Annotated in this window: 18 protein-coding genes; 9 read left to right on the top strand and 9 right to left on the bottom strand. The window is 64.2% G+C overall.

The window, feature by feature from the left end; all coding sequences use genetic code 11:
* Positions 1 to 12: 12 nt before the first annotated feature.
* Positions 13 to 909, top strand: a complete 897-nt coding sequence (locus ACX12D_RS13445; RefSeq protein ID WP_459371465.1) for a class I SAM-dependent methyltransferase — start codon at positions 13 to 15, stop codon at positions 907 to 909.
* Between the two features lie 72 nt (positions 910 to 981).
* On the opposite strand, the gene ACX12D_RS13440 is transcribed toward ACX12D_RS13445, so the two are convergent.
* The gene (locus tag ACX12D_RS13440; RefSeq protein ID WP_459371464.1) at positions 982 to 2,616 is read right to left on the bottom strand and encodes an ABC transporter substrate-binding protein; all 1,635 of its coding nucleotides are present in this window, start codon (positions 2,614 to 2,616) and stop codon (positions 982 to 984) included.
* 271 nt (positions 2,617 to 2,887) lie between these two features.
* Between ACX12D_RS13440 and trmB the strand changes: the two genes are divergently transcribed.
* Complete coding sequence (gene trmB / locus ACX12D_RS13435; protein WP_459371463.1) at positions 2,888 to 3,562, top strand: tRNA (guanine(46)-N(7))-methyltransferase TrmB; 675 nt, start codon at positions 2,888 to 2,890, stop codon at positions 3,560 to 3,562.
* Between the two features lie 57 nt (positions 3,563 to 3,619).
* On the opposite strand, the gene ACX12D_RS13430 is transcribed toward trmB, so the two are convergent.
* From ACX12D_RS13430 to ACX12D_RS13395, 8 genes are all read right to left on the bottom strand, one after another.
* Entirely contained in the window at positions 3,620 to 4,822 is a 1,203-nt protein-coding gene (locus tag ACX12D_RS13430; protein ID WP_150986348.1) for a DUF2863 family protein, read from the bottom strand.
* 132 nt (positions 4,823 to 4,954) lie between these two features.
* Positions 4,955 to 5,101 (bottom strand): hypothetical protein, encoded by a 147-nt coding sequence (locus tag ACX12D_RS13425; protein WP_170301880.1) that lies wholly within the window; start codon positions 5,099 to 5,101, stop codon positions 4,955 to 4,957.
* A gap of 273 nt (positions 5,102 to 5,374) precedes the next feature.
* A complete protein-coding gene (gene acnA, locus ACX12D_RS13420; RefSeq protein ID WP_459371462.1) occupies positions 5,375 to 8,080 on the bottom strand; it encodes an aconitate hydratase AcnA in 2,706 nt (901 codons plus the stop codon).
* Positions 8,081 to 8,393: 313 nt separating this feature from the next.
* Complete coding sequence (locus ACX12D_RS13415; protein ID WP_459371461.1) at positions 8,394 to 9,845, bottom strand: bifunctional 2-methylcitrate dehydratase/aconitate hydratase; 1,452 nt, start codon at positions 9,843 to 9,845, stop codon at positions 8,394 to 8,396.
* Between the two features lie 138 nt (positions 9,846 to 9,983).
* Positions 9,984 to 10,520 (bottom strand): hypothetical protein, encoded by a 537-nt coding sequence (locus ACX12D_RS13410; protein ID WP_459371460.1) that lies wholly within the window; start codon positions 10,518 to 10,520, stop codon positions 9,984 to 9,986.
* A gap of 196 nt (positions 10,521 to 10,716) precedes the next feature.
* The gene (prpC, locus tag ACX12D_RS13405) at positions 10,717 to 11,880 is read right to left on the bottom strand and encodes a bifunctional 2-methylcitrate synthase/citrate synthase (RefSeq protein WP_459371459.1); all 1,164 of its coding nucleotides are present in this window, start codon (positions 11,878 to 11,880) and stop codon (positions 10,717 to 10,719) included.
* Between the two features lie 91 nt (positions 11,881 to 11,971).
* Positions 11,972 to 12,952: an HpcH/HpaI aldolase/citrate lyase family protein gene (locus ACX12D_RS13400; RefSeq protein WP_459371458.1), complete on the bottom strand. Its 981-nt coding sequence runs from the start codon at positions 12,950 to 12,952 to the stop codon at positions 11,972 to 11,974.
* 128 nt (positions 12,953 to 13,080) lie between these two features.
* On the bottom strand, positions 13,081 to 14,064 hold the full coding sequence (locus tag ACX12D_RS13395; protein WP_150993520.1) for a malate dehydrogenase: 984 nt from the start codon (positions 14,062 to 14,064) through the stop codon (positions 13,081 to 13,083).
* 340 nt (positions 14,065 to 14,404) lie between these two features.
* On the opposite strand from ACX12D_RS13395, the gene ACX12D_RS13390 reads away from it, so the two are divergent.
* The 7 genes from ACX12D_RS13390 (at position 14,405) to gltA (ending at position 20,499) form a co-directional block, all read left to right on the top strand.
* Positions 14,405 to 15,226: a GntR family transcriptional regulator gene (locus tag ACX12D_RS13390; RefSeq protein ID WP_043348039.1), complete on the top strand. Its 822-nt coding sequence runs from the start codon at positions 14,405 to 14,407 to the stop codon at positions 15,224 to 15,226.
* Between the two features lie 260 nt (positions 15,227 to 15,486).
* Entirely contained in the window at positions 15,487 to 15,894 is a 408-nt protein-coding gene (gene sdhC, locus ACX12D_RS13385) for a succinate dehydrogenase, cytochrome b556 subunit (protein WP_441641300.1), read from the top strand.
* A 13-nt stretch (positions 15,895 to 15,907) separates the two neighbouring features.
* Positions 15,908 to 16,273, top strand: coding sequence for a succinate dehydrogenase, hydrophobic membrane anchor protein (gene sdhD, locus ACX12D_RS13380; RefSeq protein ID WP_043348033.1), 366 nt, complete (start codon positions 15,908 to 15,910; stop codon positions 16,271 to 16,273).
* Positions 16,274 to 16,276: 3 nt separating this feature from the next.
* On the top strand, positions 16,277 to 18,055 hold the full coding sequence (gene sdhA, locus ACX12D_RS13375; RefSeq protein WP_043348030.1) for a succinate dehydrogenase flavoprotein subunit: 1,779 nt from the start codon (positions 16,277 to 16,279) through the stop codon (positions 18,053 to 18,055).
* 31 nt (positions 18,056 to 18,086) lie between these two features.
* The gene (locus tag ACX12D_RS13370) at positions 18,087 to 18,788 is read left to right on the top strand and encodes a succinate dehydrogenase iron-sulfur subunit (RefSeq protein ID WP_043348027.1); all 702 of its coding nucleotides are present in this window, start codon (positions 18,087 to 18,089) and stop codon (positions 18,786 to 18,788) included.
* Positions 18,789 to 18,869: 81 nt separating this feature from the next.
* Positions 18,870 to 19,157: an FAD assembly factor SdhE gene (locus ACX12D_RS13365; RefSeq protein WP_006161620.1), complete on the top strand. Its 288-nt coding sequence runs from the start codon at positions 18,870 to 18,872 to the stop codon at positions 19,155 to 19,157.
* 40 nt (positions 19,158 to 19,197) lie between these two features.
* Complete coding sequence (gene gltA / locus ACX12D_RS13360; protein WP_006161619.1) at positions 19,198 to 20,499, top strand: citrate synthase; 1,302 nt, start codon at positions 19,198 to 19,200, stop codon at positions 20,497 to 20,499.
* Positions 20,500 to 20,812 lie beyond the last annotated feature (313 nt).

The following is a 20,812-nucleotide window of genomic DNA, read 5'->3' as shown; positions in this document are numbered from 1 at the left end:
TTCCTGACCACCATGACTCTTCTCAAACGCAAATCGATTGAAGCCGTGGCCTCGCGCCGTCCCGCGCGCGGCGCGCGCAGCCCTGAGGACGGACGCGGCACACGCGGCGCGCAAGCCGCGCAGCGCGAGGAAAAGCGCATGACCCCGCGCTTCGCGCCGGTGACTTTCTCCGAGATGGACGGCGTGCGCTACCTGCATTTCGGCACCGAATGGGTGCAAGGCGCCATGCGCCTGCGCAAGCCCGATGCCATTGAGCTGGAGTACGCGCAGCAGATGATGGCGTGGCTGTTGTTCCTGTCGCCCTCGGCGCCGGAGTTTCACGTGACGCAGCTGGGCCTGGGTGCCGCCGCGCTCACCAAGTTCTGCCATCGCCAGTTCAGCCGCGCGCGCGTGACGGCGGTGGAGCTCAACCCGGCCGTGATCATTGCGGGCCGCAGCATGTTCGGCCTGCGTGAAGACGACGAGCGCCTTACCGTGCGGGAGCAGGATGCATGGGATTACGTGATGGATGGCGCGCACACCGGCGCGCTGGATGTGCTGCAGGTGGACCTGTATGACGCCACCGCGCGCGGGCCGGTGCTTGACACCACGGCGTTCTACAAGGCGTGCCGCCGCGTGCTCAAGGCGCCGGGCGTGATGACGATCAACCTGTTCGGCGACCACGACAGCTTCCCGAAGAACATCGTGCGGATCTGCGAAGCGTTTGATAACCGCGTGCTGGTGTTCCCCGAAGTGCACGACGGCAATGTCATTGCGCTTGCCTTCAATGGGCCGGCGATCGATGTGTCGTGGGATGTGCTGGAGATTCGCGCGAAGGTGCTGGAGGATACGACCGGGCTGCCGGCACGGGGTTGGGTGAAGGGTTTGCGGGCGGCGAACGCAAACCAGGAAGACGGCCTGCGGATCTGATTCAAGCCGCGAGGCAGCTGGCGGCGCCGGGTGCAACGCCCAGCGCCGCCTCTCTGCCTCTTTGCCTCGCTCTTACTGCTTGTGGAAGAACTGCGCCAGCGACCATTCGTCGGTGCGCGCCTCGTACCTCAGGTCCTTGCGCATGGCCCACATCGCCAGTTGGCTGTGCGAGGGGATGATGGCGTGGTCGGCCAGGGCGAACCTGGCCGCGGCGCGGGCGTTCTCCTCGCGGGCTTTGTCGCTGGTCACCGTGGTCAGCGATTTCTCGATCAGCTGGTCGAGCTGGGTATTGCTGTATTTGCCCCAGTTCCACGTGCCGTATCCCGTCTTGGGGTTCGGCGTGCCGGTGATCGATCGCAGCGCCACGTCGGCCGCCGCCGAACCCCAGCCCAGCATCTCGAACGCAAAATCGCCCTGGCGCGCACGGGTGAAGTACGCGGCTACCGGCAGCGTTTCCACCTTGGTCTGGATGCCGATGCGCGTGAGCATGCTGGCAGTGGCCTGGGCCACGGCGGCATCGTTCAGGTAGCGGTTGTTGGTGGCGTGCAGCGTCAGGCCGAAGCCATCCGGATAGCCCGCCGCGGCCAGCAGCTTCTTGGCGCCTTCGGGGTCATAGGCCTCTGGCTTGGTGCCGGGGTGGCCGAAGATCTGCGGCGAGACGATCGACGAGGCCGGCACGGCCAGGCCTTCCATGATGCGGCTGACGATGGCGTCGCGGTTCAGCGCGCGGCTGATGGCGGCACGCACGCGTGCGTCCTTGAAGGGGTTCTTTCCCAGCGGCTTGCCGGCCTTGTCGGTAACGTAGGGCGGGTTGTCGCGCGACTGGTCCATCTGCCAGAAGATGGTGCGCCACGAAACCTGCTGCTCGATGCGGAACTTGGGGTTCTGCCTGAGCTTGGCCACGTCCGCGGACGGCACGCTTTCGATCACGTCGACGTCGCCGGACAGCAGCGCCGCGCTGCGCGCGCCGTTGTCCGTGATGATGCGAAAGATCGCGCGATCCCATTCCGCCTTCGGGCCCCAGTAGTCGGGGTTCTTCGCCATCACGATTTCCTGCCCGCGCGCGAAGCGCACGAACTTGAACGGGCCGGTGCCGATCATCGCCTTGCCAGAGTCGAAGTCCGCCTGGCTCAGCGTGGCAGCCACCTTCTTCGGCATGATCGGCACGCTGTTCAGGTCGTTGGCCAGGTTGGCGTAGTTCGGCACGCTCATGGTCAGGCGCACGGTCAACGGGTCGGGCGTGTCGATGCGCGCGATCGGCTTGGTGTAGCTGGTGAAGGAACCCGGGCTGTTGGTGAGCTTGTCGGGGCGTTCGAGCGAGGCCTTGACGTCTTCGCTGGTAAACGGCGTGCCGTCATGCCATTTCACGTTCGGGCGCAGCTTGATTTCCCAGGTGATGGCGTTGACCGGCTTCCACGACAGCGCCAGGCCGGGGATGTAGCGGGCGTTCTTGTCGAGGAACACCAGCGACTCGAAGATGTGCAGCGCGATGGCGTTGTTGGGGCCGGAGTTGTTCCACTGCGGGTCCATCGAGGTCACGTCGGCAGACAAGCCGATGCGCAGGTCTTCGGCCTGCGCCGCACCGGCGGGCAACAGCATCAGCGTGGCACTGCCGAGCGCGAGCGCGGCACCGGCTTGCAGCAGCGCGCGGCGCGGCATCATGGCGGTGAGGCTGGAGGTGTGGCGTGTGCGGCGTGTGGCGGTCATCGGGATGCGCTCCTCGTACGGGCCGCCGCCAGGATGGGATGGCGGCGGCGGGTTCTCAGATGGGGTGGCGGGACACGCTTGGGGCGCCCGCTTGTCCACCCCGGTTGCCCGCATTGTGCCGTCAAAACGACATCTGCGTGCGACATCGACGTCATATCCATATGCTCGCAGCAGTGGATGGCATTTGTCCACGCCCGTCGTCCACGCCCGTCGCCAGAACCGCAAGCCCCGGCGATCCCGCAGCGCTCGGCAGCCGGGTAGAATCCCGCCCATGTTTGCCAACTCCCGCACCATCACCTCGGCCCAGGCCGATGTCCACGACCACCTCGAGGCGCGCCTTGCCCGCCACCTGGCCGAGCCCTTTCGCAAGCCCATTGGCGAGCCAAGCCGGCGCGCGCTGGATCTTGCGTTGCAGCAATGGCAGCAGGCCGGGGCGGCCCCGCTGATCCTGGACGCTGGCTGTGGCGTGGGGGAGAGCACCTTGCGCCTGGCCACGGCGTTCCCCGGGCACTTCGTGATCGGCGTGGACCAGTCGGAAAAGCGGTTGACCGGGGGCAAGGACTGGTGGGATGGCCCGATGCCGGCCAATTTTGCCTGGGCGCGCGCGGACCTGGTCGACGTCTGGCGGATGCTGCAGGCGGATCGCATCGCGGTGGATCGCCATTACGTGCTGTATCCCAACCCCTGGCCCAAGATCGGCCACCTGGGGCGGCGCTGGCAGGGGCATGCGGTGTTCCCGGCGCTGGCTGCGTGCGGCCGGTACCTGGAGTGCCGCAGCAACTGGCGGGTCTATATCGACGAGTTCGCCCAGGCCCTGGCGCTGGTCGGCCGGCCTGCGCAGGTCGAGCTGTGGCAGCCGGCCGAGGCCATCACGCCGTTCGAGCGCAAGTACGCGGCCTCCGGCCATGCGCTGTGGCGCTGCATCAGCCCGGCGCCCGCCGGCTGAAGGAAAAACGGCCCGCGCAAGGCGGGCCGTTGGTCAGGCAAGGCGATGCGAGGCAGCTTAGTGGAACAGTGGCTGCTGCGTGGGTGCGTCTTCCGGCAACTCGGCGTGGACGATCTCGCCAGAGCGGTCGGCGTAAAGCGGCGTGCCGCAGTCTTCGCAATACTCGGGGTCGAACAGCGCGGCGTGGCGGAAGATGTCTTCCACCCCGGCGTTGCGCAGTTCTTCGCAGATCTGCTCCAGCGGGTTGTCTTTCTCGCTGGCATCGATCTCGCCGGACTCGCGGCCGTACACCGGCCAGACGATGCCGTAGATCACATCCTTCTCGCCGCGCATGGTGAAGCCCACACGGTATTCCTCGACTTCTTCCTCGCCGAATGCCGCCACCACGGCCGCCATCTGGCCGGCCGGCACGTCCAGCGTGCCGCACAGGTAGTTGACGGCAGCGCGCACGGTCAGCGGGCGGATGCTCTTGTCGGATTCGCGGCAGGACAGGAAAAAGGCGTCGGGCAGCAGCAGGTCGAACTCACAGCCGGGCATCAGCAGCGCGATCGAGGGCTGCACCTGGGTGCGCCATTGTTCCAGGCAGACGCTGCGCTCGGCATGGTGCTCCTTGGCGTCTTCCTGCCAGCGGAACAGGGCCTGCTCGTGCGGTGCCACCACCACGGCCAGCAGGTAGCGCGGATCGGCCAGGATCGGCGCGGTTTCCGGCAGGTCGCGCAGGTCGACCTTGGGCGTGGTGCCGGCCATGGCGGCCGATACCAGCTTGTAGGTCAGGGCAAAGGTGTCGCTGTGCGTGCGCGGCAGCTGGTCGATGCTGTACAGGTAGGGTGACAGCGCCATCTTGGTGTTGGCCGCCAGCACATGCGCCTGCATGTGCACAGCCAGCGTCTGCGACAGCTCGGGCTTGAGCGCGCCGGACGGGATGGCGTAGCGGGTGTGGGCCAGGATGGGCGCGGCGATCAGCAGGGCGTCGTAGCTGACGCCGTCGATTTCGACGGTAGCCGATTCGGCCAGGGTCTCGGCTTGCTCGGCGAGCACGTCGGAGGCGTCGGCGTTGTGCTTGAACAGGTGTTCGAGCGCTGCGTCGAGCGCGGACTGGCTGCCGTTCTTCAGGAGCCGGCCCAGGCGTTGCGAAAGACGCCGCTCCCAGTAGCCATCCTCCATGCGGCTGCCCGAGGCATCGAGCGCAAGCGCATCGGCCACCAGACGCTCGGCGTCAGGCGAAAGACGTTGGGAAGCCTTGGGGCGAAAACCTGCCATAAGTCGAAATCATCCGTTTTTCGGTAAAACGGTATTCTACTCGCTGCGTTGACAAAAAAAGCCGCCTGGGGGCCGGGCGGCTGTATTGCATTGCGTCAGGCAGCGCCGCGCAGCGGCGGAACCGGCCGGGTTTTACTTCTGCGCGGGTGCTTGCGCAGCCTCCGGCGCGTGGGTTTCCACGCCGTGCTGCTCGCCGCCCATCGAGATGTCGCCACCCTTTGACAGCATATACAGTGCCGCGCCGGCAATGACGACGAATGCGATGAAAATCTTTGCCATGATGTCTCCTGTGCGTTTCAGGCGGGGTTGGCCGGCATGGCTGTCCCGCGCAAGGCGTTTTCTTTGTGGATGCCGGGCAGTTTGGCAGGACAGCCTTGCGTGGAACTTACACCGGCCAACACTTGGGGTAAGCCCGGTACAAGCGACGGCTGATGCGCTTTAGGGCCAGCGCGGATGGCGCCCCAAAGAAAAACGCCGCTGGCCATGGCCTCCGAAAGAGGCGCAGAGCCAGCGGCGTCACCCCTTGGCCCCGAAGGGCCAGGGGGACTCCGGTCAGGCAACCAGCAACTGACGCAGCACGAACGGCAGGATGCCGCCGTGGTTGTAGTAGTCGACCTCGATCGGGGTGTCGATGCGCAGCAGCACCGGCACGCGCTGCACGTCGCCGTTGGCGCGCTTGATCACCAGCGTCACGTCCTGCTGCGGCTTCAGTTCGCCTTCGATGCCTTCGATGTCGAAGGTCTCGTCGCCGATGATGCCGAGCGTCTGCACGCTGTCGCTGCCCTTGAACTGCAGGGGCAGCACGCCCATGCCGACCAGGTTTGAGCGGTGGATACGCTCGAAGCTGCGCGTGATCACGGCCTTCACGCCGAGCAGCTGGGTGCCCTTGGCCGCCCAGTCGCGCGACGAGCCCGTGCCGTACTCTTCGCCGCCGAACACCACGGTGGGCGTGCCCTCGGCGATGTACTTCATGGCGGCGTCGTAGATCGACAGTTCTTCGCCGGAAGGCTGGTGCAGCGTCACGCCGCCTTCCACGCGGGAGCCGTCGGCCTTCACGGGCAGCATCAGGTTCTTGATGCGCACATTGGCAAAGGTGCCGCGCATCATGACCTCATGGTTGCCGCGGCGCGAGCCGTAGCTGTTGAAGTCCGCCTTGAGCACGCCGTTGGCCAGCAGGTACTTGCCCGCGGGCGACGATTCCTTGATGGAGCCGGCCGGCGAGATGTGGTCGGTGGTCACGGAGTCGCCGAAGACGCCCAGCGCGCGCGCATTGCGCACGCTCGACTGCGTGGCGGCCGGTTCCATGCCGAAGCCGTCGAAGAAGGGCGGCTCGGCGATATAGGTGGACTTCGGCCAGTCGTAGACCTGGCCCTTGGTGCCCTTGACCTTGGCCCACAGCTTGCTCGGCTTCTTGACCTGCTCGTAGTTGATCTTGAACACCTTCGAGTCCATCGCGAACTTCATCAGCGCGTGGATTTCTTCCGAGGTCGGCCAGATGTCGCCCAGGTAGATCTCGCGGCCGCCCTTGCCCGTGCCCACCGGCTCGGTCATCAGGTCGCGCGTGACGTTGCCGGCGATGGCGTAGGCCACCACCAGCGGCGGCGAGGCCAGGAAGTTGGCGCGGATGTTCGGGTGGATGCGTGCTTCAAAGTTGCGGTTGCCCGACAGCACGGCGGCGGCCACCAGGTCGTTCTTGGTGATGGCCTCGTTCAGTTCCGGCGTCAGGTCGCCGGCGTTGCCGATGCAGGTGGTGCAGCCGTAGGCGGTCACGCCGAAGCCCAGCTTTTCCAGGTACGGCAGCAGGCCGGCGGCTTGCAGGTATTCCGTTACCACGCGGCTGCCAGGGGCCAGCGACGTCTTGATGTGCGGCGCCACCTTGAGGCCGGCTTCCACCGCCTTCTTGGCCAGCAGGCCGGCGGCCAGCAGCACGCTCGGGTTGGAGGTGTTGGTGCAGGACGTGATGGCGGCGATCAGCACGTCGCCGCTCTTCACGTTCACGCCGTCGGCGGTGGTGTAGGTTTTGTCGAGTTCCGCGATGTCCTTGTTGAAGCCGTTCTCGGCGGTCGGCTTGGCGAACAGCGAGGCAAAGGTGGACTTGACGTTGCCGATTTCGATGCGGTCCTGCGGGCGCTTGGGGCCGGCCAGCGAGGGGGCCACGGTGCCCAGGTCCAGCGTGACCACATTGGTGTAGTCGATTTCGCCGGCCTTGGGCACGCCGAACATCTTCTGGGCACGGAAATAGCCTTCGAAGGCGGCAATTTCCTCTTCGGTGCGGCCGGTGCCCTTGAAGTAGTCGATGGTTTTCTCGTCGACCGGGAAGAAACCCATGGTGGCGCCGTACTCCGGTGCCATGTTGCCGATGGTGGCGCGGTCCGGCAGTGCCAGGCTGGCCGTGCCTTCGCCGAAGAACTCGACGAACTTGCCGACGACCTTCTCGCGGCGCAGCATTTCGGTGATGGTGAGCACCAGGTCGGTTGCCGTCACGCCTTCGCGCAGGCGGCCCTTCAGTTCCACGCCGACCACGTCAGGCGTCAGGAAATAGACCGGCTGGCCCAGCATGCCGGCTTCCGCCTCGATGCCGCCCACGCCCCAGCCCACCACGCCGATGCCGTTGATCATGGTGGTGTGGCTGTCGGTGCCGACCAGGGTGTCGGGGTAGTACACGCCGTCCTTCTTGTGCACACCGCGGGCCAGGTACTCCAGGTTCACCTGGTGCACAATGCCGAAGCCCGGCTGCACCACGCCAAAGGTATCGAAGGCCTGCATGCCCCATTTCATGAACTGGTAGCGCTCGTTGTTGCGCTCGAACTCCAGTTTCATGTTGAGATCCAGCGCGTTCTTCTCGCGGAAGTGGTCAATCTGCACGGAGTGGTCGACCACCAGGTCCACGGGAACCAGGGGCTCGATCTTCTTCGGGTTCTTGCCCATCTTCTCGGCCACGTTGCGCATGGCGGCCAGGTCGGCCAGCAAGGGCACACCGGTGAAATCCTGCAGCACCACGCGCGCCACCACGAAGGGGATCTCGTCGACACGTTCGGCGACAGGCTTCCAGTTGGCGAGCTGCCTGACGTGCTCCTCGGTGACCTTCTTGCCGTCGCAGTTGCGCAGCACGGATTCCAGTACGACGCGAATCGATACGGGCAGGCGCTCGACCGCCACGCCTAGGGCCTTGCCCAGTTGCGGCAGGGAGTAGAACTGGCCCTTGCTCGACGGGCCGATCTTGAATTCTTTCAGAGTCTTATTGAGATTGTGGGGCATTGCCTTACTCCAATCGAAGGATGGTGCGGACTTGCTTGGACTCGTAAATCGTCTATTGCCGCCGGCTGCCGGAGAAGCAGGGTCGCCGCGCGGCGCGCGGCGCGGTTTGCGCGCCGTGTTCATGCCTACTGCTTTTCTTGCTGTTTGATCTTGCAGGACTGCCTTGTTGCCGAATCGCTAAATCAAGGCACGTGCCGCGTGGATTTTAGGCCAAGGCGTCTGCCGCCGTCAGCCCCTGTTGGCTTTGGCGCGTGCGAATCGCCCCTGTTTTTTTTGCTCAGGCCACTCAGATCACTCAGATCACTGGGATCACTCAGATCACGTACAGGTCGACATACTCATTGACCGGCATGGCCTCCAGGCGCGCCTGGTCCAGCGACACCGCCAGGATCGCCTGCTGCTGCCTGGCCGGAAAACGGCGGGCCAGGTTGGTCTTGAACTTCTCCACCAGCAGCGGGATGCCCTCGTCGCGCCGGCGCTTGTGGCCGAGCGGGTAGTCCACCACGACTTCGGGCAGCACCGTGCCGTCGTTCAGCGTCACGGTCAGCGCATTGGCGATGGAGCGCTTCTCCGGGTCGTGGTAGTCGGCGGTGAACTGCGGATCCTCCACGCATACGATCTTGTCGCGCAGGGCGTCGATGCGCGGGTCCGCCGCTATCTTGTCTTCATAGTCCTCGGCGGTCAGCCGGCCGAACAGCAGCGGCACCGCCACCATGTACTGGATGCAGTGGTCGCGGTCGGCGGGGTTGGCCAGCGGGCCTTTCTTGTCGATGATGCGGATGCAGGCTTCGTGGGTGCGGATGGTGACCTGCCTGATTTGCGCTGCCGTCTTGCCCGCGGCGGACAGCTGGCCGTGCAGGGTCATGGCGGCCTCCACCGCGGTTTGCGAGTGGAATTCGGCCGGGAAGGCGATCTTGAACAGCACGTTCTCCATCACGTAGGTGCCATACGGGCGCTGGAACCTGAAGGGCTGGCCCTTGAACAGTACGTCGTAGAAGCCCCAGCCCTTGGCGCTCAGCACCGAGGGATAGCCCATCTCGCCGGTACGGGCAATCAGCGCCAGGCGCACCGCGCGGCTGGTGGCGTCGCCGGCGGCCCAGCTCTTGCGGCTGCCGGTATTGGGGGCGTGGCGGTAGGTGCGCAGCGCTTGCCCGTCGACCCAGGCAAGGGACACCGCGTTGAGGATTTCGTCACGGGCGAGGCCGAGCATCTGCGCAACCACGGCGGCGGAAGCCACCTTGACCAGCACCACGTGGTCCAGGCCCACCTTGTTGAATGCGTTTTCCAGCGCGATGCAGCCCTGGATCTCATGGGCCTTGATCATGCCGGTGAGCACGTCCTTCATGGTCAACGGCTTGCGCCCGGCGGCCACGTTGTTGCGCGAGATCCAGTCGGCGGTGGCGAGGATGCCGCCGAGGTTGTCGGACGGGTGGCCCCATTCGGCGGCCAGCCAGGTGTCGTTGAAATCGAGCCAGCGGATCATGGCGCCGATATTGAAGGCGGCCTGGACCGGGTCGAGCTGGAATTGGGTGCCGGGTACCTTGGCGCCGTTGGGGACCATCGTGCCGGGCACGATCGGGCCCAGCAGCTTGGTGCAGGCCGGGTACGACAGGGCTTCCAGGCCGCAGCCGAGCGTGTCGATCAGGCAGTTGCGGGCCGTGTCGTAGGCCAGCGCGCTCTTGACCTGATACCTGGTGACGTAGTCGACGATGTCGGCCATGACCGGGTCCGGTTCGGGGCGGACGTTCGAAATATGCGCGGACATGGGATTCCCTCGGCGTTTTGTGCTTCCTGGTGCCCATGGGGCTGTGGCCGGACGATGCCAGGCTACAGCCCCTTACTACTGATTACCGCTTACTGCTTTTACCGCAATTTACTGCTCTTACTGCTTATAGGTTGGTGCTTACTGCTTGGGGGCGGCCGGTGCCTGGGCGGCATCGGCTGCCGGTGCCGACGGGGCAACCAGCAGCGGGGTGGCTACCGGAGCGCGCAGCGCGCCTGCCTGGGTCGGGGCCGAGCCGCCAGCCTGCATGTCCGCGGTCTGGCACTCGTCGGCCAGGCGCTGGCCGGCGTTCTTGTTGAACAGCATGGCCTTGCTCGGGATCACAACCAGGTCCAGGCCGGAGCGGGCGTCGAAGTAGCGGTCGGCGCCGGTTACGGTGGACAGGCGGGGCAGGCGGTATTCCTTGCCCTCCCAGTTCACGGTGATGACTTCATCGCGCTGCATGTTGCCGCCGATGTACATGACATGGCCCAGTTCGCACTGCCATTTTTCGCCACTGGGGGCGGCCGCAGGTGCTGCCGCGGCAGCCTTCTTGGTGCTTTTCACATGAGCCTTCTTGGCGGGAGCGGCCTTCTTGGCCGGCTCCTGGGCCATCGCAACACCGGCGGTGGTCAGCGTAAATGCGCCGATGCAGGCGGCGAGGACGAGATGCTTCATTCTGTGGGTTCCTTCTGGAGTTGGGTCAAAGGCGGTGATTGCCAGGAAGGTCGGCAGTCACGGGTCCGCCGCTATTCTCTACGATTTGAAAGTCGGGGCGTAGTGCCCCTACTATCGGTTACATAATTCGGTGTACCCCAGGCCGCGCAAGGGGGCGCCTTCGCTACATGGCAAGGCGGTTTGCGGCCTGCACAGCCTATTTCCGTTTTCCGATCGGCACGAACTTCAGGTTTTCCGGCCCGGTGTAGTTGGCGCTGGGGCGGATGATCTTGTTGTCGATGCGTTGCTCGATGATATGCGCAGCCCAGCCCGAGGTGCGCGCGATCACGAACAGCGGGGTGAACATGGCGGTGGGCACGCCCATCATGTGATAGCTCACCGCGCTGAACCAGTCCAGGTTGGGGAACATCTTCTTGGCGTCCCACATGGTGGTTTCCAGGCGCTCGGCGATGTCGAACATCTTCATCGAGCCGGCATCCTTGGACAGGCGCCGCGCCACTTCCTTGATCACCTGGTTGCGCGGGTCGCCGGTGGTGTACACCGGGTGGCCGAAACCGATCACCACTTCCTTGTTCTCCACGCGGCGCGAGATGTCGATATGCGCCTCGTCCGGGCTGTCGTAGCGCTTCTGGACCTCGAACGCCACTTCGTTGGCGCCGCCGTGCTTGGGGCCGCGCAGCGCGCCGATGGCGCCGCAGATCGACGAGTACATGTCCGAGCCCGTGCCGGCGATCACGCGGCCGGCGAAGGTGGAGGCGTTGAACTCGTGCTCGGCGTACAGGTTGAGCGAGGTCTGCATGGCGCGCTCCCACAGCGCGGACGGCTTCTGGCCGTGCAGCAGGTGCAGGAAGTGCGCGCCGATGGTGTCGTCGTCGGTCTCGACTTCGATGCGCCGTCCGTTATGGCTGTAGTGGTACCAGTACAGCAGCATGGAGCCCAGGCTGGCCATCAGGCGGTCGGCGATGTCGCGCGCGCCGGGGGTGTTGTGGTCGTCCTTTTCCGGCAGCACGGTGCCGAGCACGGACACGCCGGTGCGCATCACGTCCATCGGGTGGGCGCTGGCGGGCACCCATTCGAGGGCGGCCTTGACGTTGGCGGGCAGGCCGCGCAGGGCCTTGAGCTTGGCCTTGTAGGCCGCCAGTTCGGCGCGGGTGGGGAGCTTGCCGTGCACCAGCAGGTGGGCGATTTCCTCGAATTCGCAGGTCTCGGCGATGTCGAGGATGTCGTAGCCGCGGTAGTGCAGGTCGTTGCCGGTACGGCCGACCGTGCACAGCGCGGTATTGCCGGCGGTCACGCCCGACAGGGCGACGGATTTCTTGGGCTTCGGGGCGTTCTGCGGGACTGGCGGCTGCTCTGACATCGCGTTTCCTGTTTGCTCTCTTGCCCGAGCCAAGCGTGGGGTCGATCCTGTTGCACACCATGGTCATCGCCCGGCGCGCGCCAGGCAACGTTCATGCAAAGAAGCGTTCGAGCACCGTGCCGGGCAAATCAGCACCGGTGGCGTGCGCCCGCTGCAGCAGCGACCAGTAATACCGGTAGCTGGCCCGATCGTGCAGCTGGCCCTGGTGGCGGATCGGCGCCCAGTTGTTCTCGTAGGCGGCCAGCAGGATCTCGCTGGACGCGCCAATCTCCGTGCCGCTGGGGCGGAAGGCCGCCACGATCGGCTGGATCTGGCTCGGGTGGATGCTCCACTTGCGCAGGTAGCCGAATTCGGCCCGGGCGCGCAGGGCATCGTCTCCGGCGCGGGACGGCTGCTCGATATCGGTGCTGACGTTATGCGAGGGCACCTTGCCGTACCGATGGCAGGCGGCCGAGATCTCCAGCATGGCGCGCCGGATCAGCGGGTGCTCGAACTGCTGCGGCGAGCGCATGGCGTCGCCCGGGATGGCACCGTGGTGGGCGGAGACGAAATCCATCAGCCCGAAGCTGAGGCATTCCACCTGCACGAGGCGGGCGATGTCGAATGCCTGGTCCAATGCGGCATGTGTCTCTATCAGCACATGAATGGGGATGTGCCGTGCGATGCCGGCGGCGCGGGCCGCCTGGTTCACGTGGTCGGTCACGCGCGCGACCTCGACCACATCGGTCACCTTGGGCACCACCACATAGGCCAGCCGGGCGCCGGCGCTGCCCACCAGGATGTCGATGTCCTGGCGCCAGCAGGGGTGCGCCGGGTCATGGATGCGCACGCCCACGCGGTTGAAGTGGTTTTGCGGGCTGTTGATGAGGCGTGCGCACAACTCGGCGTGCTCGCGCTCCAGCCCGACGGCGGCGCCGTCTTCGCAGTCGAAGGTGATATCGAAGACGGGCCCAAGCTCTTGCTGCAGGGCAAGCGACTTCAGCATCAGCTTTTCGTTGCCGGCATAGTGGTCGCAGACCGGCAGTTGCGTCGGAATGGCTTCGCCCTGGAACAAGACCTCGGAAGGATGCACTTTATTCAATCGAATAGCGGTTGAGGGAGGAAGGGGCGGGGCGCCAGAATGAAAAAACCGGAGCCTGCGCCGATTCGTGAATCGATGCGAGGCTCCGGTCTGGTCATTGGCGCTGCCTGGATCCTGGATCAGCCGAGCAGATGCTGCACGCCGGCACGCTCTTCTTCCAGTTCCTTGAGCGTGATATTGATCTTTTCCTGGCTGTAGGCGTCGACTTCGAGGCCCTTGACCATTTCGTACTTGCCGTTGGCGGTGGTCACCGGGAAGCCGAACATGGTGTCTTCGGGGATGCCGTACGAACCGTCCGACGGGATGCCCATGGTGACCCACTTGCCGTTCGAGCCCAGGACCCAGTCATGCACGTGGTCGATGGCAGCGTTGGCGGCCGAAGCTGCCGACGACAGGCCACGGGCCTCGATGATGGCGGCGCCGCGCTTGCCAACGGTCGGCAGGAACACGTCGTTGTTCCAGGCGTGGTCGTTGATCAGGTCCTTGACGCTCTGGCCGTCGACGGTCGCATAGCGGTAGTCGGCGTACATGGTCGGGCTGTGGTTGCCCCAGACGAACATCTTCTCGATCGACGCGACCGGCTTGCCGGTCTTGGCGGCGATTTGCGACAGGGCACGATTGTGATCCAGGCGCAGCATGGCGGTGAAGTTCTCCTTGGGCAGGCTCGGAGCCGACTTCATCGCGATGTAGGCGTTGGTGTTGGCCGGGTTGCCGACCACCAGCACCTTGATGTCGCGGGCGGCGACTTCGTCCAGCGCCTTGCCTTGCACCGTGAAGATCTGTGCGTTGGCTTCGAGCAGGTCCTTGCGCTCCATGCCCTTGCTACGCGGACGGGCACCGACCAGCAGCGCGACGTTGGCGTCCTTGAACGCGACCTTGGGGTCGTCGGTGATCACCACGCCGGCCAGCAGCGGGAATGCGCAATCTTCCAGTTCCATCACCACGCCCTTGACGGCGGCCTGGGCTTGCGGGAGGTCGAGCAATTGGAGGATGACCGGCTGGTCTTTGCCAAGCATGTCGCCATTGGCGATGCGGAACAGCAGGGAGTAGCCGATCTGGCCAGCGGCGCCGGTGACTGCGACGCGCATTGGGGCTTTAGCCATGAGTAATTCTCCAAACAAGAAGAGGGGGAAACTGGTCGGTGCCTGGCCGGAGGGTAGTCCGGACGTCACCGGTTGCGGGTTTGTCGCCACGGCGGCAAGCGGCAATCCGCCGGCGCGCTGCTAGCGGTACCGACTGGAGAGAGCCACAACGGGTCATGGGGTGCGACAAAGCGTAAGTCTACTGCGAAGAGGGGTGCCGTATCCAGAGCGGGTGCAGGCGTGAAACCTGCGGGAGTGTAGGCCTGCACATTTGTGTTGTCAATTCATATGTCTTATATAAGACATAAGACATTTGATGGCGGGCTGGACGTGCTTCCTCGTTTTGTGGTGAAATTCGCTTATGTCATCCCTGCCCCCGTCCCTCGCCGGCACTGCCGTTGCTGCAGTGCAGGATAATGGCGCCGCAACGTCCGGCGCCGGGACGCAGCCGTCCGCCGCGGCGGCCTCGCCAACCTTCAGCCCACTCTACCAGCAGATCAAGGCGCTCATCACGCAGAGCCTGCAGTCCGGTGAATGGAAGCCTGGCGACATGATCCCCAGCGAAATGGACCTGGCAGCCCGCTACAAGGTCAGCCAGGGCACGGTGCGCAAGGCCATCGACGAACTCGCAGCCGAGAACCTGGTGGCGCGCCGCCAGGGCAAGGGCACATTTGTCACGACGCACCACGAGGATGGGGTGAAGTTCCGCTTCCTGCGCCTGGTGCCGGACGAGGGCGAGCCCCATTATGGGGCCAGCCAGGTGCTGGAATGCAAGCGCCTGCGCGCGCCGGCCGAAATCGCACGCCTTCTCGATATCCGCACCGGCGATGGCGTGGTGCAGATCCGCCGCGTGCTGTTTTTCTCCGGCGAGCCGACCGTGCTGGACGAAATCTGGCTGCTGGGCACCAACTTCAAGGGCCTGACAGCCGAGAAGCTGACCGAATGGAAGGGCCCGATGTATGCGCTGTTCGAGGCTGAATTCGGCACGCGCATGATCCGGGCAACCGAAAAAATCCGCGCGGTGGCCGCTGACCAGGCCACCGCGTCGCTGTTGTCCGTGGACGCTGGCACGCCGCTTTTGTCTGTCGAGCGCGTCTCGTTCACCTATGGCGACCGGCCCGTCGAAGTCCGTCGCGGCCTGTATGTAACCACCCGGCACTATTATCAGAACGATTTGAGCTGACCCGCCGGAATGCAATCCATGTCGATTATTGCTGTTGCAGCCACGGCAGCCCCCGCTGTTGCGCAAAGCAGGGATGATTACCTCGCGGCATGGTTGCGTGCGATTGTCGGGCACGCCATGTTGGTGCGCGATAGCTGAAAATTATTGGTGCGCCGCGCAACAAAGGCGCTAAAATTATCGGGATTTGCTCCGGCTGCATCCATTTGCATCCAGGGCGCTCAGAAGTTTCGTTTTTTGTTTACCGCAAATGGGGTCTAGCAATGGCTGAAGCCAAACAAGCCAGGCCGGAGTTCAGGAACATCCATGTGACGCAGCTGGTGCGTTACAGGTTGCCCTGGGCCGGCAAGGTGTCCATCCTGCATCGCGCAAGCGGCGCTCTGATGTTCCTCCTCCTTCCTTTCGTCCTGTATCTCTTCGAACAGAGCGTCACTTCCGAACTGAGCTTCGCAAAGTTCTCGGCGCTTCTGTCCGGCGGCTTCGTCAAGCTGGTTCTGCTGGCTCTGATCTGGGGTTACCTGCACCACTTCTGCGCCGGCATCCGTTTCCTGCTGCTCGACGTGCACGTTGGCGTGACCAAGCCCGCTTCGGCGAAGTCCGCTGTTGCCGTGCTGATCATCAGCCTGTTGCTCACCGCTGTGTTCGGCCTGAAGCTGTTCGGCCTGTTCTGAGGAGAGAGTCAACGTGGCAAATAATAATATCGGTCCCAAGCGTCTGGTCGTCGGTGCGCACTACGGTCTCAAAGACTGGCTCGCGCAGCGCGTCACCGCTGTCATCATGGTGGTCTTCACCATCGTGCTGGCAGTCGCCTTCCTGCTCTCGAACGGCGCTTCCTACGAAGCGTGGGCGGGTCTCTTCTCCAACCAGTGGATGAAGATCATCACGTTCCTCACCATCCTGTCGCTGCTGTATCACGCCTGGATTGGCGTGCGCGACATCTGGATGGACTATGTGAAGCCGATGGCCGTGCGCCTCGTGCTGCAAGTTCTTACGATTCTGTGGCTCGTCGGTTGTGCGGGCTACGCAGCTCAGATTCTCTGGAGGGTGTAATAAATGGTCGCAGTCAAGACAGGATTGCCGCGTCGTCGCTTTGACGTGGTCATCGTCGGGGCGGGCGGCGCTGGGATGCGCGCATCCCTCCAGCTCGCGGAAGCCGGCCTGAATGTCGCCGTGCTTTCCAAGGTTTTCCCGACGCGCTCGCACACCGTGGCGGCGCAGGGTGGCATTGGCGCTTCGCTCGGCAACATGAGCGAGGACAACTGGCACTATCACTTCTACGACACCATCAAGGGTTCCGATTGGCTGGGCGACCAGGACGCAATCGAATTCATGTGCCGCGAAGCCCCCAAGGTCGTCTACGAGCTCGAGCACTTCGGCATGCCGTTCGACCGTAACGCCGACGGCACCATCTACCAGCGTCCGTTCGGCGGCCATACGTCGAACTACGGCGAGAAGCCGGTCCAGCGCGCTTGCGCGGCTGCCGACCGTACCGGCCACGCACTGCTGCACACGCTGTACCAGCGTAATGTGCGCGCCAAGACGCACTTCTTCGTCGAGTGGATGGCGCTGGACCTGATCCGCGACGCCGACGGCGACGTGCTGGGCGTGACCGCGCTGGAAATGGAAACCGGCGAGGTCTACATCCTCGAGGCCAAGACCACGCTGTTTGCCACCGGTGGCGCCGGCCGTATCTACGCCGCGTCGACCAATGCTTTCATCAACACCGGTGACGGCCTGGGCATGGCAGCGCGCGCAGGCGTGCCGCTGGAAGACATGGAGTTCTGGCAGTTCCACCCGACCGGCGTGGCCGGCGCGGGCGTGCTGATCACCGAAGGCGTGCGCGGGGAAGGCGGTATCCTGCGTAACAAGGACGGCGAACGCTTCATGGAGCGCTATGCGCCGACGCTGAAGGATCTGGCGCCGCGCGACTTCGTCTCGCGCTCGATGGACCAGGAAATCAAGGAAGGCCGCGGTTGTGGCCCGAACGGCGACTACGTGCTGCTGGACCTGACGCACGTCGGGGCCGACACCATCATGAAGCGCCTGCCGTCGATCCGCGAGATCGGTGTCAAGTTCGCCAACGTCGACGCGATCAAGGAACCGATCCCGGTGGTGCCGACCATCCATTACCAGATGGGCGGTATCCCGACCAACATCAATGGCCAGGTGGTGGCGCCGAAGAACGGCAACCCCAACGAAGTCATCAACGGTTTCTACGCGATCGGCGAATGCTCCTGCGTGTCGGTGCACGGCGCCAACCGCCTGGGCACCAACTCGCTGCTGGACCTGGTGGTGTTCGGCCGCGCGGCCGGCAACCACATCGCCGCGACCTCGATCAAGCAGAAAGAGCACAAGCCGCTGCCGGCCGATGCTGCCGACCGCGCCATGTCGCGCCTGGCCAAGCTGCAATCGTCGTCGTCAGGTGAATACACCCAGGACGTGGCCAACGACATCCGCAAGAACATGCAGTCGCACGCGGGCGTGTTCCGTACGCAGAAGCTGATGGACGAAGGCGTCGAGCGCATCCTGGAAGTGGCGGAACGTGCTGACAACATCCATCTGAAGGACAAGTCCAAGGTCTTCAACACCGCGCTGGTGGAAGCCCTGGAAGTGGCCAACCTGGTGGAAGTGGCCAAGGCCACCATGATTTCGGCAGCTGCCCGCAAGGAATCCCGCGGTGCGCACGCGCACAGCGACTTCCCGAATCGCGACGACGAGAGCTGGCTCAAGCACACGCTGTTCTACAGCGAAGGCAACCGCCTCGACTACAAGCCGGTGAAGATGAACCCGCTGACGGTGGAAAGCGTTCCTCCCAAGGCCCGGACCTTCTAAGCACCGCGTAGGACCCACAGGACCCACAGAAATGAAGCGTATTTTCGAAGTCTACCGCTACGATCCGGACAAGGATGCGGCCCCCCGCATGCAAACGTACGAGGTCGAGCTCGACGGTCATGAGCGCATGTTGCTCGACGCGCTGGTCAAGCTGAAGAAGCTGGACGAAACCATCTCGTTCCGCCGCTCGTGCCGCGAAGGCGTGTGCGGTTCGGACGCGATGAATATCAACGGCAAGAACGGTCTGGCCTGCCTGACCAATATGCTCGAGCTGCCGGAACGCATCGTCTTGCGTCCGCTGCCCGGCCTGCCGGTGGTGCGCGACCTGATCGTCGACATGACGCAGTTCTTCAAGCAGTACAACTCGATCAAGCCGTACCTCATCAACGACGAGCCGCCGCCCGAGAAAGAGCGCCTGCAGTCGCCCGAGGAACGCGACGAGCTGGACGGCCTGTACGAGTGCATCTTGTGCGCAAGCTGCTCGACGTCGTGCCCGTCGTTCTGGTGGAACCCGGATAAGTTCGTCGGCCCGGCCGGCCTGCTGCAAGCCTATCGCTTTATCGCGGACAGCCGCGACCAGGCGACCAGCCAGCGCCTGGACGACCTGAACGACCCGTACCGCCTGTTCCGTTGCCACAGCATCATGAACTGCGTCGACGTTTGCCCGAAGGGGTTGAACCCGACCAAGGCCATCGGCAAGATCAAAGAGCTGATGGTTCGCCGCTCGGTCTGATCCTGCGCGGTTGTTGTAAGCGGCGCGTCAGTCCGGGCTATCAAACTGCATACCCGACCGGCGCGCCGGAAGTAGGTACCTATGACCGAAAGTGTTTCCCCCAGTTTCTCCCACCAGGCCGATCCGCACCGGCGTGCACGACTGCGCTGGCGCGCGCGGCGCGGCCTCCTGGAGAACGACATCATCGTCGAACGTTTTTTCAACCGTTACGAAGAAAGCCTCTCCGACCAGGACGTGGCCTCGCTCTCCGAACTCTTCGAGCTGAGCGACAACGAGTTGATGGACCTGCTTCTTGCGCGCAAGGAGTTGGACGGTGAGCTCGACACGCCCCCGATGCAGCACGTGATTGCCCTGCTGCGTTCGGTCTGAGTTTCGTCAACATTATTAGTCAGCATTAGAAGGAACCGACATGACGCCGTCCGATGTGAAAGCCACGCTATCGTTTTCCGATGGTTCCCCCAGCGTTGAGCTGCCGATTTATACGGGTACCGTTGGCCCCGACGTAATCGATATTCGCAAGCTGTACGGACAAACCGGCAAGTTCACTTATGACCCCGGTTTCATGTCGACGGCTTCGTGCAATTCGAAGATCACCTATATCGACGGGGACAAGGGTGAGCTGCTGTACCGCGGCTACCCGATCGAGCAGCTGGCCACCAAGTGCGACCACCTGGAAACCTGTTACCTGCTGCTCAAGGGCGAACTGCCCAATGCCAAGCAGAAGGAAGAATTCGTCGGTGCCGTGATGAACCACACCATGGTTCACGAGCAGATGCAGTTCTTCCTGCGCGGCTTCCGCCGCGATGCTCACCCGATGGCCGTCCTGACGGGCCTGGTGGGCGCCATGAGCGCGTTCTATCACGACGCCATGGACATCGATGATCCGCACCAGCGCGAAATCTCCGCGATCCGCCTGATCGCCAAGATGCCGACCCTGGTCGCCATGGCCTACAAGTACAACATCGGCCAGCCGTACATCTATCCGCAGAACGACCTGTCCTACTCGGGCAACTTCATGCAGATGATGTTCTCCACGCCGTGCGCCCCGTACAAGGTGAACCCGGTGCTCGAGCGCGCGCTCGACCGCATCTTCATCCTGCACGCGGACCACGAGCAGAACGCCTCCACCTCCACGGTGCGCCTGGCTGGCTCCTCGGGTACCAACCCGTTTGCCGCCATCGCCGCGGGCGTGGCTTGCCTGTGGGGCCCGGCCCACGGTGGCGCCAACGAAGCCGCCCTCAAGATGCTTGAGGAAATCGGCAGCGTCGACAACATCACCGAGTTCATCAAGCAGGTCAAGGACAAGAACTCGGGCGTGCGCCTGATGGGCTTTGGCCACCGCGTGTACAAGAACTACGATCCGCGTGCCAAGCTGATGCGCGAAACCTGCTATGAAGTGCTGAATGAACTGGGCCTGCACAACGACCCGCTGTTCAAGCTCGCCATGGAACTGGAAAAGATCGCGCTGGAAGACGAGTACTTCGTCAGCCGCAAGCTGTACCCGAACGTCGACTTCTACTCGGGCATCGTGCAACGCGCACTCGGCATCCCGACGTCGCTGTTCACCTGCATCTTCGCCCTGGCACGTACCCCGGGCTGGATCTCGCAGTGGGAAGAAATGATTACCGATCCGGAGTACAAGATCGGCCGTCCGCGCCAGCTGTTCAACGGCGCGGCAAGCCGCAACGTCCCGGATATGGGCACGCGCTGATGCCCCGGTAAGGTGGCGCTGGCAGTCACGGCGCCGCATGCATCATGAAACGCCCCGGCCTTGGCCGGGGCGTTTTGCTTTTGTGCGCGTGTACCTGCGCAGATCTGATCCGCCAGCCACGACGAGCCAAGACGAGCCAAGATGGGGAGCGACTCGCCGGGGCGGCGCAGCAATACCCAATGCCCCGGCCTTGCCAAGGCCTTGTCCTCCAGGCCCGGCAGCACTTGTGCGGCGCAAAAGATTTATTGCGTGAAAGGTGGCGAAGACGCCAATTTCCGACGATTTGTGCTGTGTTACTACCATTAAGATCCTC

The organism is Cupriavidus sp. PET2-C1 (assembly GCF_054515855.1).
This window is presented reverse-complemented; position numbering and strand designations above follow the sequence as displayed.

Excerpts from the sequence above, each read along its gene's own strand:
- ACX12D_RS13445 (WP_459371465.1), top strand. The coding sequence starts at position 13 with ATGACTCTTCTCAAACGCAAATCGATTGAAGCCGTGGCCTCGCGCCGT.
- ACX12D_RS13440 (WP_459371464.1), bottom strand. The coding sequence starts at position 2,616 with ATGACCGCCACACGCCGCACACGCCACACCTCCAGCCTCACCGCCATG.
- trmB (WP_459371463.1), top strand. The coding sequence starts at position 2,888 with ATGTTTGCCAACTCCCGCACCATCACCTCGGCCCAGGCCGATGTCCAC.
- ACX12D_RS13430 (WP_150986348.1), bottom strand. The coding sequence starts at position 4,822 with ATGGCAGGTTTTCGCCCCAAGGCTTCCCAACGTCTTTCGCCTGACGCC.
- ACX12D_RS13425 (WP_170301880.1), bottom strand. The coding sequence starts at position 5,101 with ATGGCAAAGATTTTCATCGCATTCGTCGTCATTGCCGGCGCGGCACTG.
- acnA (WP_459371462.1), bottom strand. The coding sequence starts at position 8,080 with ATGCCCCACAATCTCAATAAGACTCTGAAAGAATTCAAGATCGGCCCG.
- ACX12D_RS13415 (WP_459371461.1), bottom strand. The coding sequence starts at position 9,845 with ATGTCCGCGCATATTTCGAACGTCCGCCCCGAACCGGACCCGGTCATG.
- ACX12D_RS13410 (WP_459371460.1), bottom strand. The coding sequence starts at position 10,520 with ATGAAGCATCTCGTCCTCGCCGCCTGCATCGGCGCATTTACGCTGACC.
- prpC (WP_459371459.1), bottom strand. The coding sequence starts at position 11,880 with ATGTCAGAGCAGCCGCCAGTCCCGCAGAACGCCCCGAAGCCCAAGAAA.
- ACX12D_RS13395 (WP_150993520.1), bottom strand. The coding sequence starts at position 14,064 with ATGGCTAAAGCCCCAATGCGCGTCGCAGTCACCGGCGCCGCTGGCCAG.
- ACX12D_RS13390 (WP_043348039.1), top strand. The coding sequence starts at position 14,405 with ATGTCATCCCTGCCCCCGTCCCTCGCCGGCACTGCCGTTGCTGCAGTG.
- sdhC (WP_441641300.1), top strand. The coding sequence starts at position 15,487 with ATGGCTGAAGCCAAACAAGCCAGGCCGGAGTTCAGGAACATCCATGTG.
- sdhA (WP_043348030.1), top strand. The coding sequence starts at position 16,277 with ATGGTCGCAGTCAAGACAGGATTGCCGCGTCGTCGCTTTGACGTGGTC.
- ACX12D_RS13370 (WP_043348027.1), top strand. The coding sequence starts at position 18,087 with ATGAAGCGTATTTTCGAAGTCTACCGCTACGATCCGGACAAGGATGCG.
- ACX12D_RS13365 (WP_006161620.1), top strand. The coding sequence starts at position 18,870 with ATGACCGAAAGTGTTTCCCCCAGTTTCTCCCACCAGGCCGATCCGCAC.
- gltA (WP_006161619.1), top strand. The coding sequence starts at position 19,198 with ATGACGCCGTCCGATGTGAAAGCCACGCTATCGTTTTCCGATGGTTCC.